This window comes from Bacillus sp. T3 (genome assembly GCF_033449965.1).
Taxonomy (GTDB): Bacteria; Bacillota; Bacilli; order Bacillales; family Cytobacillaceae; genus Bacillus_BU.
On sequence record NZ_CP137761.1, the window covers coordinates 2,823,314 to 2,837,223 of the forward strand.

8 protein-coding genes and 6 pseudogenes are annotated in these 13,910 nt (G+C 39.0%); 2 read left to right on the forward strand and 12 right to left on the reverse strand.

What is annotated here, in order from left to right; genetic code table 11:
* Positions 1–23: 23 nt before the first annotated feature.
* From RGF10_RS23905 to RGF10_RS14610, 12 genes and pseudogenes are all read right to left on the reverse strand, one after another.
* Positions 24–1,721: pseudogene (locus RGF10_RS23905) on the reverse strand (acyl-CoA dehydrogenase family protein).
* A 3-nt stretch (positions 1,722–1,724) separates the two neighbouring features.
* Complete coding sequence (locus tag RGF10_RS14555; RefSeq protein WP_318503167.1) at positions 1,725–2,147, reverse strand: acyl-CoA thioesterase; 423 nt, start codon at positions 2,145–2,147, stop codon at positions 1,725–1,727.
* A 21-nt stretch (positions 2,148–2,168) separates the two neighbouring features.
* Complete coding sequence (locus RGF10_RS14560) at positions 2,169–3,749, reverse strand: class I adenylate-forming enzyme family protein (RefSeq protein WP_318503169.1); 1,581 nt, start codon at positions 3,747–3,749, stop codon at positions 2,169–2,171.
* A 94-nt stretch (positions 3,750–3,843) separates the two neighbouring features.
* Positions 3,844–4,623 (reverse strand): enoyl-CoA hydratase-related protein, encoded by a 780-nt coding sequence (locus tag RGF10_RS14565; RefSeq protein WP_318503171.1) that lies wholly within the window; start codon positions 4,621–4,623, stop codon positions 3,844–3,846.
* Positions 4,624–4,638: 15 nt separating this feature from the next.
* A pseudogene (locus RGF10_RS14570) lies at positions 4,639–5,494 on the reverse strand (3-hydroxyacyl-CoA dehydrogenase family protein).
* 230 nt (positions 5,495–5,724) lie between these two features.
* Positions 5,725–6,571, reverse strand: a pseudogene (locus tag RGF10_RS14575) (extradiol ring-cleavage dioxygenase).
* A gap of 12 nt (positions 6,572–6,583) precedes the next feature.
* Entirely contained in the window at positions 6,584–6,784 is a 201-nt protein-coding gene (locus RGF10_RS14585) for a 4-oxalocrotonate tautomerase (RefSeq protein WP_318503176.1), read from the reverse strand.
* A 45-nt stretch (positions 6,785–6,829) separates the two neighbouring features.
* A pseudogene (locus RGF10_RS14590) lies at positions 6,830–7,617 on the reverse strand (2-keto-4-pentenoate hydratase).
* A gap of 13 nt (positions 7,618–7,630) precedes the next feature.
* Positions 7,631–8,656 carry a 4-hydroxy-2-oxovalerate aldolase gene (gene dmpG, locus RGF10_RS14595; RefSeq protein ID WP_318503178.1) on the reverse strand — a complete coding sequence of 342 codons (1,026 nt, stop codon included), beginning with the start codon at positions 8,654–8,656 and terminating at the stop codon, positions 7,631–7,633.
* A gap of 5 nt (positions 8,657–8,661) precedes the next feature.
* Entirely contained in the window at positions 8,662–9,561 is a 900-nt protein-coding gene (locus tag RGF10_RS14600; RefSeq protein ID WP_318503180.1) for an acetaldehyde dehydrogenase (acetylating), read from the reverse strand.
* A 14-nt stretch (positions 9,562–9,575) separates the two neighbouring features.
* Positions 9,576–10,354: pseudogene (locus tag RGF10_RS14605) on the reverse strand (2-keto-4-pentenoate hydratase).
* A 21-nt stretch (positions 10,355–10,375) separates the two neighbouring features.
* A pseudogene (locus RGF10_RS14610) lies at positions 10,376–11,835 on the reverse strand (aldehyde dehydrogenase).
* Between the two features lie 252 nt (positions 11,836–12,087).
* Between RGF10_RS14610 and RGF10_RS14615 the strand changes: the two are divergent.
* Positions 12,088–12,864 (forward strand): IclR family transcriptional regulator, encoded by a 777-nt coding sequence (locus tag RGF10_RS14615; protein ID WP_318503182.1) that lies wholly within the window; start codon positions 12,088–12,090, stop codon positions 12,862–12,864.
* Between the two features lie 25 nt (positions 12,865–12,889).
* Entirely contained in the window at positions 12,890–13,825 is a 936-nt protein-coding gene (locus RGF10_RS14620; RefSeq protein WP_318503184.1) for an amidohydrolase family protein, read from the forward strand.
* Positions 13,826–13,910: the final 85 nt, after the last annotated feature.

Here is a 13,910-nt window from a genome sequence, read left to right on the forward strand (position 1 = left end):
CCTATTGTGTATTAGGATAAGCTTTAACACTTATAACGTTCGGCTTGAATGACATAATTAGCAATTCTTCGCTTAACTTCGATGATAGTTTCATAGCTGCTCATAATCATTCGGCTAGCAGTTCGAGAGAATAAATCCTGATCCTCAAGATAATTAATGATGTTCAAGGCTCGAATCCCAATTTGTTGAGATGTTTCATGAGTGAACACCTTCGTACAATCAAGTTTCAGTTTATTTTCCACTTCACCAGTTTCAAGCACTGCTTTCTCTGCTCTAACGATTGCACTTTCTACACCATAAATCGAAATCACCAAATCTGCTAAAAATGCCGCGATTTCCTGCTCAATATTAAAATTAGTCAAGTCTTTCTCCTTTATCGTTTTAACAGTTGCGATAAATAGTTTTTTCATAAGCTGTAATACTTGTTTTTCACGTACAAGTAACCCCTCTTGCCTCTCATTTTTCTCTTCTAGCTCTTCAAAATATTTTAGTACTGAACTAGCAATAAGAATTCTATTAATCTCGTTTGTTCCTTCAAAAATACGATTAATTCTAGAATCCCGATAAAGCGTTTCGATTTCATATTCAGACATGTACCCATAGCCACCGTGAATTTGCAAAGCCTCATCTACAACGAAATCGAGTATTTCTGTCGACATCACTTTATTAATAGAACATTCTACTGCAAATCGCCCGATCGTTGATCCATAATCTGCTCGAGTTAGTTTCATTTCCTCAAAACCAGCTTGCATTGCGCCTGCGGTACGATAAACTGCACTCTCATTTACGTAGGTTTTAATCATCATGTCTGCTAGTTTATTTTTGATTAAATTAAACTCGGATAAGGATTGGTCAAATTGCTTACGTTCCTTTGCATATTTCACAGCTAGTTCAATTGCCCGTTTAGCTGTACCCAGGGAGGTCGAGGCAATTTTATGCCGACCGATGTTCAGCACGTTAAAGGCAATAACATGGCCCCGACCAATCTCACCAATTATATTTTCAATTGGGACATGAACATTTTCTAGGATAAGGGAACGAGTTGATGAACCTTTTAGTCCCATTTTTTCTCTTCTATACTGGTTGAAACACCTGAATAGCTTTTTTCAACGATGAAAGCAGTAAATTTTTGTCCATCTACTTTTGCATAGACGATAAATACATCAGCAAAGGCAGAATTTGTTATCCATTGTTTTTCTCCGTTTAAAATATAGTACTGACCACATTGGGATAAAACGGCTGTCGTTCTTGCACTTAACGCATCTGTACCTGGAAGACGGTTCCGTTAAAGCGTAAGCAGCAATTGTTTTACCATTTAAAATGTCAGGAAGGTACTGCTCTTTTTGTTTTTTTGTTCCAAAATAAGCAATTGGAAGGGCACCGATCCCGGTTTGACCTCCGAATGTAATTGAAAACGATCGTCCTGCAGCCATTTTTTCAGAAATTATGGTCGCACTGACTTTACCTAACTCCAATCCGCCATCCTCAGAGGGGATATCTGCACTGATTAGGCCAAGCTCTCCTGCCTTTTTTATTAAATTAATTGTTTCAGAGAATTCCTGATTCTCTATTCTTTCTAGTTTTGGGTACACTTCGTTCATAACGAACTTATTGGTCATTTCCGCCAACATGATATGTTCATCTTCAAAATCCTCAGGGGTAAAAATATCCTCAGGCAAAATTTCACTATATAAAAAATTTTTCTTTTCTTGTTTTATCATGCCTTACCCCTCCACAGTTTCAATTATTGGAGCCATCTTTTCGCGAATATATTCAGGGATTGGTTGCGCTTTTGGCCTTTCTCCTGCAAAGGAAGTCCATGCACGCATTTCGTAACCTTCTGCAACAATTTGATCCTTTCTAACAAAAACATGCTTAATTTTAAAAACTTTATTATGTAGCTCAATAACTGAGCTTTGTACGGTTACGTTATCTTCAAACAATAATGGCATTTTGAAAACACAATGTGCCTCTAATAAAGGTACACCAATTTGAAGTTCAGCAAATAGCTTGGAAGAAGGATAACCTATTGCAGATAAATAAGCATGGGATGAATCATCCATCCATTTATAAAAATTTGGGTAAAAAACGATACCAGCTGCATCTGTGTCTCCCCAACGTACATCAAACTTAAATTCATTTAACATACTAAACCCCTCTTTTCATGATTAAATAGTACGACTAATATTTGCACCAATTTCTTCACGAAGTTTTAATTTTTGAATCTTACCACTTGCAGTTACAGGAAATGCATCAGTAAAAATCACCATTTGCGGAACTTTAAAGATCGCAATGTGTTCTTTTAAATAAGAAATAATCTCTTCTTCCGTGCAAACGTTTCCACTTTTCAATTTAATAATGGCACAGACAATTTCCCCTAATGTTTGATCAGGAAGTCCAATGACTGCTGATTCAACCACTTTTGGATGCTTTGCCAGTACCGCCTCTATTTCTCCCGGATAAATATTAAATCCGCCACGGATAATCATTTCCTTCTTCCGGCCGACAAATGTTAAATAGCCTTTCTCATTTAAAACGCCTAAGTCGCCACTATAAAACCATCCGTCATTGTCTAGGACCGCTGCTGTTTGATCCGGCAATTGATAATATCCCTTCATCGTCCCGAAGCCTTTGATTGCAATTTCCCCTGTTTCTCCTGCTGGGAGGGTTATCCGGTTCTCATCGACAATTTTTAGTTCCACTCCAGGAATTGGTCTACCGAGTGTTTCTGTAATATTTCGTTCTTCATCTTCATATGGTGTCATGGTAACAGTTACCGTTTCTGTAATACCAAAGGATTGGCAGAGATTAATCCCCAATCTGTCTCTTATTTCTTTAACCTTTGATGCAGGAATTGGCGATGCGCCAACGATTCCAGTACGTAACGAAGTTAAATTAAAATCATCAAAATTCTCTGTTTCTAATAGTTTAATAAACATCGTTGGAACACCATTTAGGATCGAAACCTGTTCTTGTTCAATAAGACTAAAGACTTCCTGAGGCTGAAACCGTTCTAATAAAACAATTCGAGAACCAAAAGACACCGCACAAAACAAATTAACGGCCATTCCAAAAATGTGGAATAGTGGCGATGGTAGGATTAAAACATCATTTTCTGTATATTTCAGTTCTGTTGCCAAGGTTAATGCCGACTTTACAATTGCTTCATGAGTAATCATGACGCCTTTCGGAACACCCGTTGTCCCAGAAGTATATAAAATACAAAACACATCATTTTGTGCATCAATACTCGTTTGTTCTAGTTCTGTTTGACTCTTAGCCACGAGCTGCTGATAAGGGATAAAATCATTTCCTTCAAATCGAACAGAAATGACAATAGGAACATCAAAAAGTAGTTCCTTTAAGTGGTTATTTTTTCGAAATTCCTCTGTGACAAACACAGCCTTTGGCTCAGAATTTTTAAGGATAAAGTGAACCTCATATGCTTTATACATTGGATTAAATGGGACAAGTGTTGCCCCTATTTTGGCAACAGCAAAAAATACAACGATTGTTTCGTACCAATTGGGAAGGGCAATTGCAACTCGGTCGCCTTTATTAATTCCTCTTTTCGCTAAAGCTGCTGCGAGCTTATCTGCGTCCCTTTTTATTTCAGAAAACGCTATTCTCCTTTTTAAATCATATATTGCTTCCTTGTTGCTAAATGCTTTATCGGCCATTTCCAGCAATCCATAAACCGATAATAGATTTGGGTTATGATGGTTCAAAACATTCAACTCCCCACTCATTTTCTAAGACAGAATTGATGAAAAATGAAGTATCCGGGTCATGATCCGGATACTTCATTTGTACTTTTTACTTGTACAATCGAAACCCTTCTCTTTATTTACCAACATAGACTGGTTTTCTTTTTTCAACAAAGGCCGTAAGCCCCTCTTTCCGATCTTCAGTTGAGAATGCATTTCCAAAACAAGTACTTTCAATAATTAAGCCTGACTCAAGATCAGTGTTCCCACCGGTGTTCACAGCAAGCTTTACCATTTGCAGAGCAACTGGAGGTTTTTGTGCTAATTTGCGTGCCCACTCCTTTGCAACTGGTAACACCTCTTCTACTGGAACAACTTTATTTACAATGTTTAGTTCTAAAGCACGATTTGCATCGAACATTTCACCAAAATATAGAAGCTCTTTGGCAACTCCTTGACCCACAATTTTTTGTAAGCGTTGAGTTCCGCCTCCGCCAGGAATGATGCCTAATCCAACCTCTGGAAAAGCAAACTTCGCCTTTTCTGAACTAATTCGCAAATCACATGCTAACGCAAGTTCAAGGCCCCCACCTAGTGCAAGTCCGTTTAAGGCAGCAATCACAGGCTTATCCAAATTTTCAATTTTTGAAAATAGCTCTCTTGAAATTTTGTTCATTTTATTGATACCTACTAGATCAAGATTAGCCATTTCGTTAATATCGGCGCCAGCTACAAAAGCTTTTTCTCCTCTTCCAGTTAGGACAATTGCACGCACCTGATTATCGGCCTCAAGCTCACCAAACAAATTCGATAGTTCATTAAATACCTTTGTGTTTAATGGATTGACTGGTGGACGATTGATGGTCACAACCGCAACCTTATCATAAATTTCGCAAATTAAATATTCATAACTCATTGTCTTATCCCCCTATTATTCGTAGTCGTAGAATCCTGCGCCTGTTTTCTTGCCATGTCTTCCCGCTTTAACCAATTGCTTTAATAACTGTGGAGGAGCATAATAGTTTTCGCTAAATTCTTCTTTAAAATATTCCATCACGTGGTAGCCAATATCGACGCCTGCAAAGTCTTGAAGTTCAAATGGTCCCATTGGATAATTCAAACCAAGCTTTACTGCTTTATCAATATCTTCATAGGTAGCTACTCCCTCTTGTACCAATCGAATTGCTTCAATAAATTGGGGTAGCATAATTCTGTTTACAATAAAGCCTGGTGAATCTTTTTTCACTTCTACTGGTTCTTTAGATAACTCCTTAGATAACGCTTTCAATTGTTGTACAGTTTCATCGCTTGTCTTTAAGCCTCGAACGACTTCCACTAGCTTCATAATTTGGGCTGGGTTAAAGAAGTGCATCCCGGCCACAAGCTCCTGGGCGTTTCGTCGCTGACGCAATTTCTGTGATGGACATAGAGGAAGTATTGGTTGCGAGAATTACACCTTCTCGGACAATATGATCAAGAGACGAAAATACCTCTTTCTTTAGGTTTAGATCTTCAAGCACTGCTTCTATAACAACATCGACATCTTTAAAATCTTCTATGCTCGTTGTTGTTTGAATACGATTTAAGGCTTCCTGCTTCTGTTCCTCTGTCATTTTGCCTCTTGCAACACTTTTATCCATAAATTTACTGATCCGATTTAAAGCGCTTTCTAAAAATCGCTCCTCTATATCTCTTAAAATAACGTTGAAGCCATTCATCGCTGCAAGATTTGCAATCCCCGATCCCATCGATCCCGCTCCAACTACTCCAATTGTCTGAATTGACATATCAGCATCTCCTTATTGATTGACTTTTATTAATATTCTGTAAATTAATTATACTGAATATCTCATATCCAGTTGTACCTACAAAATGAAGGAAAACTATTCACATTTTTCGTCAAAATTACGGTAAGAAATATGTACGATATTCTAAATATTATATCGGGAAAGAACCAAAGTTTCACCTTCCGAATACAACCAGAAATCCAGAAGAACGGCTCTTCTGGATTTCCTAATTATTTAACAGCTTCTTTTTCCTTGCTAGTTGGTCCAACTATCTGTTTAATTTTAAAAGTAATAAGAGCATTCCAGCTTCCAGAGGATTGCCCATCCGCCAAATAGACTGGCTGGCTACTTTCATCAAGCATACTAATCAGCATTGCTAAATGCCTTCCTCCTGATTCAACCTTTGCCATACGAGCATACTCAGGAAGCATTGCGTAGGCGGCTTTATAATCCTTATTCATTATGAATTGAATAAATTGTTTGTCAAGTGCGTGCTCTACCACGGTAGGTTTATTGTGTCTCCCTCTAACTAAGTTATGGGACAGAGCACCACTCGATACAAAGACTACTTTTTTCTCACTTTGACGGAGAACTTTCCCAATCGCTTGCCCCCACTTAAATGTTTCTTCTAGACTAGCAGCTAGCGTTACAGACAAATTAATGACCGGAATATCTTCCTCTGGAACAAGGTAACGTAAAGGGACAACGGTTCCGTAATCCCACAAATAGTACGGATCATCAACCCCTTGAACCTCTATTCCGGCTTCTTCCCGGCCTCTCACCATTTCATAGGCAAGGTCTGAATCTCCTGGAATATTTATATGGAACATCTCGAATTAAATCTGGTGCTTCAAAAGCAGTAAGAATTCCTTGATGAACTGGAGTACAATCTACATAATGAAAAAAAGTTGATGGCCAATGACACGAAACGAGGACGATAACATCTGGTGAAATTTTTTTTATTTCCTTTGCGACTTCCTTCATAGCTGAAACCATGTCCTTTTGAAAGTTGGGTACCTGAGATTCATGGCAAATACTTGGGACATGCGGTACTAGCATACTTAATTCAATTGTCATTTAAGTATCCTCCTAAACTAATTTTCTATTTTTTTCAGACATAGGTACTCCCGCTACACCCCAATGAGTATTTGGTAATTCCGTTACTAGAACTCGAATGCTTTCCTTCGGAGCATCTAAAGTTTCAGCTACTGTATCGGTAATATTTTGAATCATTTCTGCAATTTTTTCCTTTGGTCTACCTTCCAATATTTGAACATTTATGATCGGCACGAGAAACCCCCTCCCATTCTAACTCTTGACTGAAACCAGATGAAGTTAATTCGCTACTGCAAAGGACACATCTCCAAGTCCATCAAACTTTCCCGTTACCACATCACCGATTTTTAACATAATGGCGCTTGTAATAGCACCTGACAAGATGACATCACCTTTTCGCACTTTCTCACCTTTTCGACAAAGCATCCTTGCCAGCATGGCGATTGCTGCAGCTGGATGACCCAAAACAGCCGCACCTGCACCTAGCTCCTTAATTTCTCCATTAATAGCAAGCGTCACTCCAAGGAGGTCGAGTTCAAATTGTTCAGTTTTTTTTAAAGAGGTACCAAAAACCACTCTAGAGGTAGATGCATTATCTGCAATAACGTCCTGGAAGAGTGAAATTGAAGTTCTCGTAGCGGCTATCGATAATTTCAAGTGCCGGAACAACATATTCTGTTTTCCTCAGCACATCCGCAATAGAAACCTCAGGTCCCTCAATATCTTCCCCGATGACAAAAGCAATCTCTGCCTCCACCTTTGGATGAATTTGATCCTTTAAATGTAGTTGTCCACCATTTTCAATGACCATATAGTCAAATACATAACCATAAATCGGTTCATTTACATTCATTTGGACCATTTTCGCTTTGCTGGTCAGTCCCATTTTGGGCCCGATCATTCTTTTTCCTTCCTGCAGCTTCATTTTCACAAGTTCCTTCTGAATGTTATACGCTTCATCTACAGTTAGTTCCGGAACTAAGGTGAGCTGTTATCCTCTCAATTTCTCGCTGTTCCATTTCTGCTTTAACTAAATAATCCGCCAATTCCTTATATTTAACTGTCATGTTGTCCCCTCCCCTAAACCCTTGCGGTTGTGGTACGTTTGGCAATTTCAGCCGCAACATCAACAATCATATCTTCTTGACCACCAACCACATTTCTTTTGCCAAGCTCAACTAATATATCCCTTGAATCAATTCCGAACCTTTTCGCTGCGGATTGCGCATGTAATAAAAAGCTGGAGTAAACACCAGCATATCCTAGAACGAGGCTGTCCTTTGTGATTTCTTGTGGCTTTTCTAAAATAGGAGCAATGATGTCTTCGGCAAGATCCATCATTTTGAAAAGATCAATCCCTGTTTTAATTCCGAATTTTTCACATACAGCAACAAGTACTTCTGTTTGGGTATTTCCTGCTCCAGCACCAAGGCATCGGATGCTTCCATCGATCCGCGTTGCACCTTCTTCGATTGCTGCTAGCGTATTGGCCATCGCCAATGACAGATTGTTATGACCGTGAAAACCAATTTCTATCGATAAACTTTGTTTGAGTGCCCGAATACGTTCTGTTACTTGGTGGGGTAGAAGAGCTCTGGCAGAATCAACCACGTAAACAATATCCGCACCATAGCTTTCCATCAGCTTTGCCTGTTCTACAAGTTTAGCTAACGGGGCCATGTGCGCCATCATTAAGAACCCTACCGTTTCAAGTCCCAATTCTTTTGCTAAAGAAATATGCTGCGAGGATACATCTGCTTCCGTTACATGTGTCGCAACCCTTGCCATTTTGGCTCCTAATTTCGCTGCTTGCTTTAATTCAGATTTTGTCCCAATCCCAGGTAATAGTAAAACCGCAATTTTTGCTTTTTTTACCGAAGAGGCGGCTGCTTCGATCAATTCCATTTCATTTGTTCGCGATAATCCATATTGTAAAGACGAACCCCCTAATCCATCACCATGTGAAACTTCTATATAAGGTACATTCGCTTCATCTAAACCTTTGGTTGCTCTCAAAATTTGTTCAACGGTAAATTGGTGGCGGATAGCATGGCTTCCGTCTCTTAGAGCAACCTCAGTTATGAAAATTTCTTTATTTTTGTTCATCAAACTTAGTCCTCCTTTCCTGATAGGACAGTCTGCGAAATTCGATGCTTTGCCCATTCTTCCGCCACTTTAACGGAAGCTGCAGTCATAATATCCAGATTCCCTGAGTATTGTGGCAAATAATCCCCTGCCCCTTCTACTTCTATAAATATGGTAACCCTTTGTCCATCAAAAATCGGATCTTGCCTTAATCTGTATCCTGGTACGTATGACTGGACTTCTTTTTCGATCTCCCTAATGGATGACGTTACTCTTTCTTGATTTATCTCAGACCCACTGATTAAAACATGAACTGTGTCTCTCATCATAATGGGAGGCTCGGCAGGATTTAATATAATGATTGCTTTGCCTTTTTTTGCCCCTCCAATTTTTTCGATTCCTCTAGCAGTTGTTTCTGTAAATTCATCTATATTTGCACGCGTTCCTGGCCCGGCACTTTTACTTGAAATGGTTGCTACGATTTCGGCATATTCCACAGGATGAATTCGATTAATTGCATGAACGATTGGAATCGTAGCCTGACCACCGCATGTTATAAGATTAATATTATTAGCCTCGAGGTGAGCATTTAAGTTAACTGATGGTACAACCAAGGGACCTACAGCTGCTGGTGTCAGGTCTAGCACCTGTTTTCCTGCTTCCCGAAGCAGTTTTGCATGTCGAATATGTGCTTTTGCCGATGATGCATCAAAAATAATATCAGCAAGCTCCGGCCTTTCTAGAAATCCCTTTATTCCCGTATCAATCGTTTCGCATCCAAATTCCCTTGCTTTTTTTAGTCCATCTGAATCTGTGTCGATGCCAATCACTGTTGTCAATTCAAGAATGTTAGACTTACCCAGTTTTATCATCAGATCGGTTCCAATATTTCCAGATCCTAGAATCGCCACTTTTACCTTTCTCATGACTCCACCCCTCATTAAAAATGAACCTTGACTGATCCAATGTGAGCAAATCGTGCAGTAAATGTTTCTCCTGCCTTTGCTTCTACAGCCGCTGAAAGAGCTCCTGATAGGATCACTTCCCCAGCTTTTAAAGTAATGTCAAAATCCGCCAAACGATTGGCCAGCCATGCTACACAAGTCGCCGGGTTTCCTAGAGCGGCTGACCCCACACCTGTATTGACTATCTCGCCATTTTTTTCAAAAACCATGCCAAGTAATTCTAAGTTCACATCCTCAATCTTTGTTCGCTTTCCACCTAATACATAGAACCCGGACGAAGCATTATCGGCTATTGTATCTGGAAGTTTAATCTTCCAATCTTGAACCCTACTATCGACAATCTCCAATGCTGGGACAATATAATCCGTAGCCTTTAACACATCCAATGTGGTCGTATTCGGGCCCTTTAAATCCTTTTTTAAAATAAAGGCAATTTCAGCTTCCACTTTTGGCTGAAGCACTTGATTTAGAGGAACTTCCCCCCATTTTCGATCACCATACTGTCAAGAAGGTGGCCATAGTCCGGTTCATCAACACCAAGAAGCTTTTGCATCGCTTTTGAGGTGAGTCCAATCTTTTTGCCTATAATCTTTTGACCCTTTGCCATCTTTTTTTCGATATTATTCAGTTGGATTTGATAAGCTTCGTTAACCGTTAAGTTTTTATCAATTAAGGTTAGTGGAAGAATTCCGACTCCCGTCTTTTCTGCTTCTTCTAAAAGATTAGCAAACTCATTAATTTTGTTTGTTAAAATCGTCAATCTTCTCCATCCTTCCTACAATTTGATTGTAATGTTTGAAAGTTCCGAGTAGAAATCAAGACTGTGCATACCGCCTGTTCTCCCGATTCCGCTATTTTTCATCCCACCAAATGGGGTCCTCAAATCGCGGAGGAACCATGTGTTGACCCAAATAATTCCTGCTTCAATTTGATGTGCAACACGGTGAGCTCTTCTGAGATCATTTGTCCAAATCGTTGCACTAAGCCCATAATGCGTATCGTTAGCTTGCATTATGACCTCTTCTTCCATATCAAATGGCATCACCGTAACAACTGGTCCAAAAATTTCTTCACGAACACATCGCGAATTTCGATCAAGCTCGGTAATAATAGTGGGTTCAAGGAAGTAACCCTTTTCCATTCCTTCAGGTCGTTTTCCCCCGTTAGGATTGATCCTTCGTTCCGAGCAATTTCAACATAGCTCATGACACGTTCATAGTGTTCTTGACTTACTAAGGCGCCAACATCCGTATCTTTTTCTCCTGGCAGACCCACTTTTAACTCCTTCACCTTTTCAGTGAATTTTTCTAAAAACTCTTGATAGATTGGACGCTCCACATAAATTCTTGATCCACATAGACAAACTTCCCCTTGATTAATGAAGCTTGATTTTATGGTAGTTTCGATTACTTCATCCAGATTAGAATCGGCAAAGATGATATTAGGATTCTTGCCGCCAAGTTCATAGGATAGTTTTTTCAAAGAATCAGAGGCAGCTTTCATGATGGCTGAGCCAGTACCTGGCTCACCAATAAAGGATATCGCATCAATATCTGGATGTTCTGATATGGCACCACCCGCAGAGTTTGCCCCGAAACCGTGAACAAGATTGACAACACCGTCCGGTACTCCAGCCTCTTTGCAAATTTCCATTAAAACCGTTGCTGTCATTGGAGTCCACTCCGCTGGCTTAATAACAGCTGTATTTCCCATACCTAGACAAGGTGCTAGTTTCCATGTAAGGAGCAGTAAAGGTAAATTCCATGGTTTTATGATACCGACCACCCCAACCGGACGTCGGTATGCGTAATGAATGGCTTGATCATCTTGTTGATAGGAATCATTCCCAACTGAAGTAATATAGTCGGCAAAAAAGTGGAAATTATAAGCGGCACGTGGGATATCAATCTTATTTGCAAGTGAAAAAGGTTTTCCAGTGTCAAGCGATTCTAAGTGAGCCAGCTCTTCTTGTCGTTCTAAAATTAGGTCACCAATTCTACGAAGGATTTTTGAACGTTCATTTAATGTCATTCTTTTCCACGGACCGTTTAAAGCTCTTCGTGCGGAACGTACTGCAAAATCCACCTCAGCTTTTCCGCCCTCCGCTACTGTTCCAAGGACCTCCTCTGTTGCTGGATTAATATTTAAAAACGTTTTCTGATTCGTAGACTCTACGAATTGTCCATTAATGAAGTGTAAACAATTGATTGATTTCACCTTTGTTTCTACGTACATATTAAAACCTCCTATAATTCTGAATTTTTAGTATTTTCTTAATACCAATGTTACCGTTTACAAATAAAGACGACAATCTTGTTGTTGCTCTATGTGAAACAAAGGGAATTATTTTCAAAAAAATTTTTAATAAAAGTAAATTTAATAGTTTTTATAATTTTCAGAATTTATTTCTTTCCAAAAGAAAACTAATTTGATATATTCTCCACATATAGACGATTAGTTTCTTATCAAGATCAAGGAGGATTTTGTTTGGAAAATCAAAACGAGGATTCCTATTTATCTTCCGTAAAGAATGCTTTGAGAATCATGCAATGCTTTTCAGTCGATGAACCTGAGAAGAAAGTTGGTGAAATTGCAACGAAACTTGGAATCAATAAAAGTACAGTTAGTAGAACCCTTGCTACACTTGCAAGTGAAGGATTTGTTATGAAAAATCCAGAAACGAAAAACTACCGTTTGGGTCTTACCATTTTGACATTGAGCGGAGTCGTTAATACGCAATTTGACATCTACCAAGAGTCCCAGCCCGTGTTAACCAAATTAGTCCAAACAACTGGTGAAACCGCTCATATTTCTATCCTTGATCATGATGAAGTTATTTACTTACAAAAAATTGAATGCAGTCATCCTTCTAAGGTTTTAACCAATATTGGGCGACGAAATCCCCCGTATTGCACGAGTTCCGGAAAAGTCCTACTTGCCCACGGGGAAAATGAAATAGTCGAAAGAGTGATATCAAAAGGACTAAAAAAAATAACATCAAAAACAATTGTCGATCCAGAAATTTTTCATCAGCATCTAACCCAAATTAAAGAAAGCGGTTACGCAGTAAGCATCGAAGAATTTAGTGAAGGTGTGAACTCAATCGCAGCTCCAATCTATGACTATCGAGGTAAAGTGATCGCCGCATTAGCCATTGTTGGTCCGAAACAACGGATACAGTCTACTAAACTACATGAACTAATCAAAAAGGTTATTCATGGAGCGATGGAAATCTCTAGCAGAATGGGTTACAGAAAACGATAATATCATAATTTAGGAGCGTGATTTTATGTATGACTTTCATACCCACTTCATCCCAGAAGAAGTCATTTTTTGGTTAAAAGACAATATGCAAGCAGTGAATGCAAAATGGATAAAAAAGGAAAATAGTTCAGAAGACTTCTTATTAGTTAATGGAAAATGGGGATTTGAGTTAAAAGAAGTATTCTATCACTTAGATTTATTTTTACACGAACAAGAAAAAGCTGGTGTAAACCATTCGATGATATCTCCAGTACCTCAGCTATTCATGTACGATTTTCCCATTGAAATATCAATGGAAGTCTCTAAACTCTACAATCAATCATTATCTAAACTGGTAAAAACTCATCCAAACAAATTATCAGGTTTAGCAACAGTCCCATTAACGAAACCTGATTGTGCTGCACAAATCTTAAATGAGGCAATGCATAATGGCCTCCAAGGAGCCATTATTGGTCCAGGCTTACCAGGTCATTTACTTTCGGATCCGTTTTTCACTCCATTTTTTGAAGAGGCTAACCGCCTTAAAGCCATTCTTTTTATCCATCCCTTATTAAGTGAGGACCCACGATTAAAGAGTAAAATGATGCCTAATTTAATCGGTGTCCCTTGGGAAACAACTGTTTGTGCGACGGATCTACTGTTAAGTGGTATGTTGGATCAATATCCAAATATGAAAGTTCTACTTGCACATGGTGGTGGTTTTCTTCCATATCAAATAGGGCGACTTGATAAAGGCTTTGAAAAATGGACGGCAGTGTCTACCAATTTACAAGCACCACCATCACAATACTTGAAGCGATTCTGGTTTGATAATGTTCTTTGGAACCCAGAAAGCTTGGAGTATCTCATCAAAACGGTGGGTGTAAATCGAGTGGTTCCAGGTTCAGACTATCCGTTTGATTTATGTGCTTGGCCACCAAAGGAAACACATTATCAAGGGATTAAAAGTTTACTTGAATAAGCATTTGTCGATAATTATTACCATCAGCCTTCCCGCTTCAATTTAAAATCATGTTATTGACGGGTAATAAAAAATGAAACTGCAT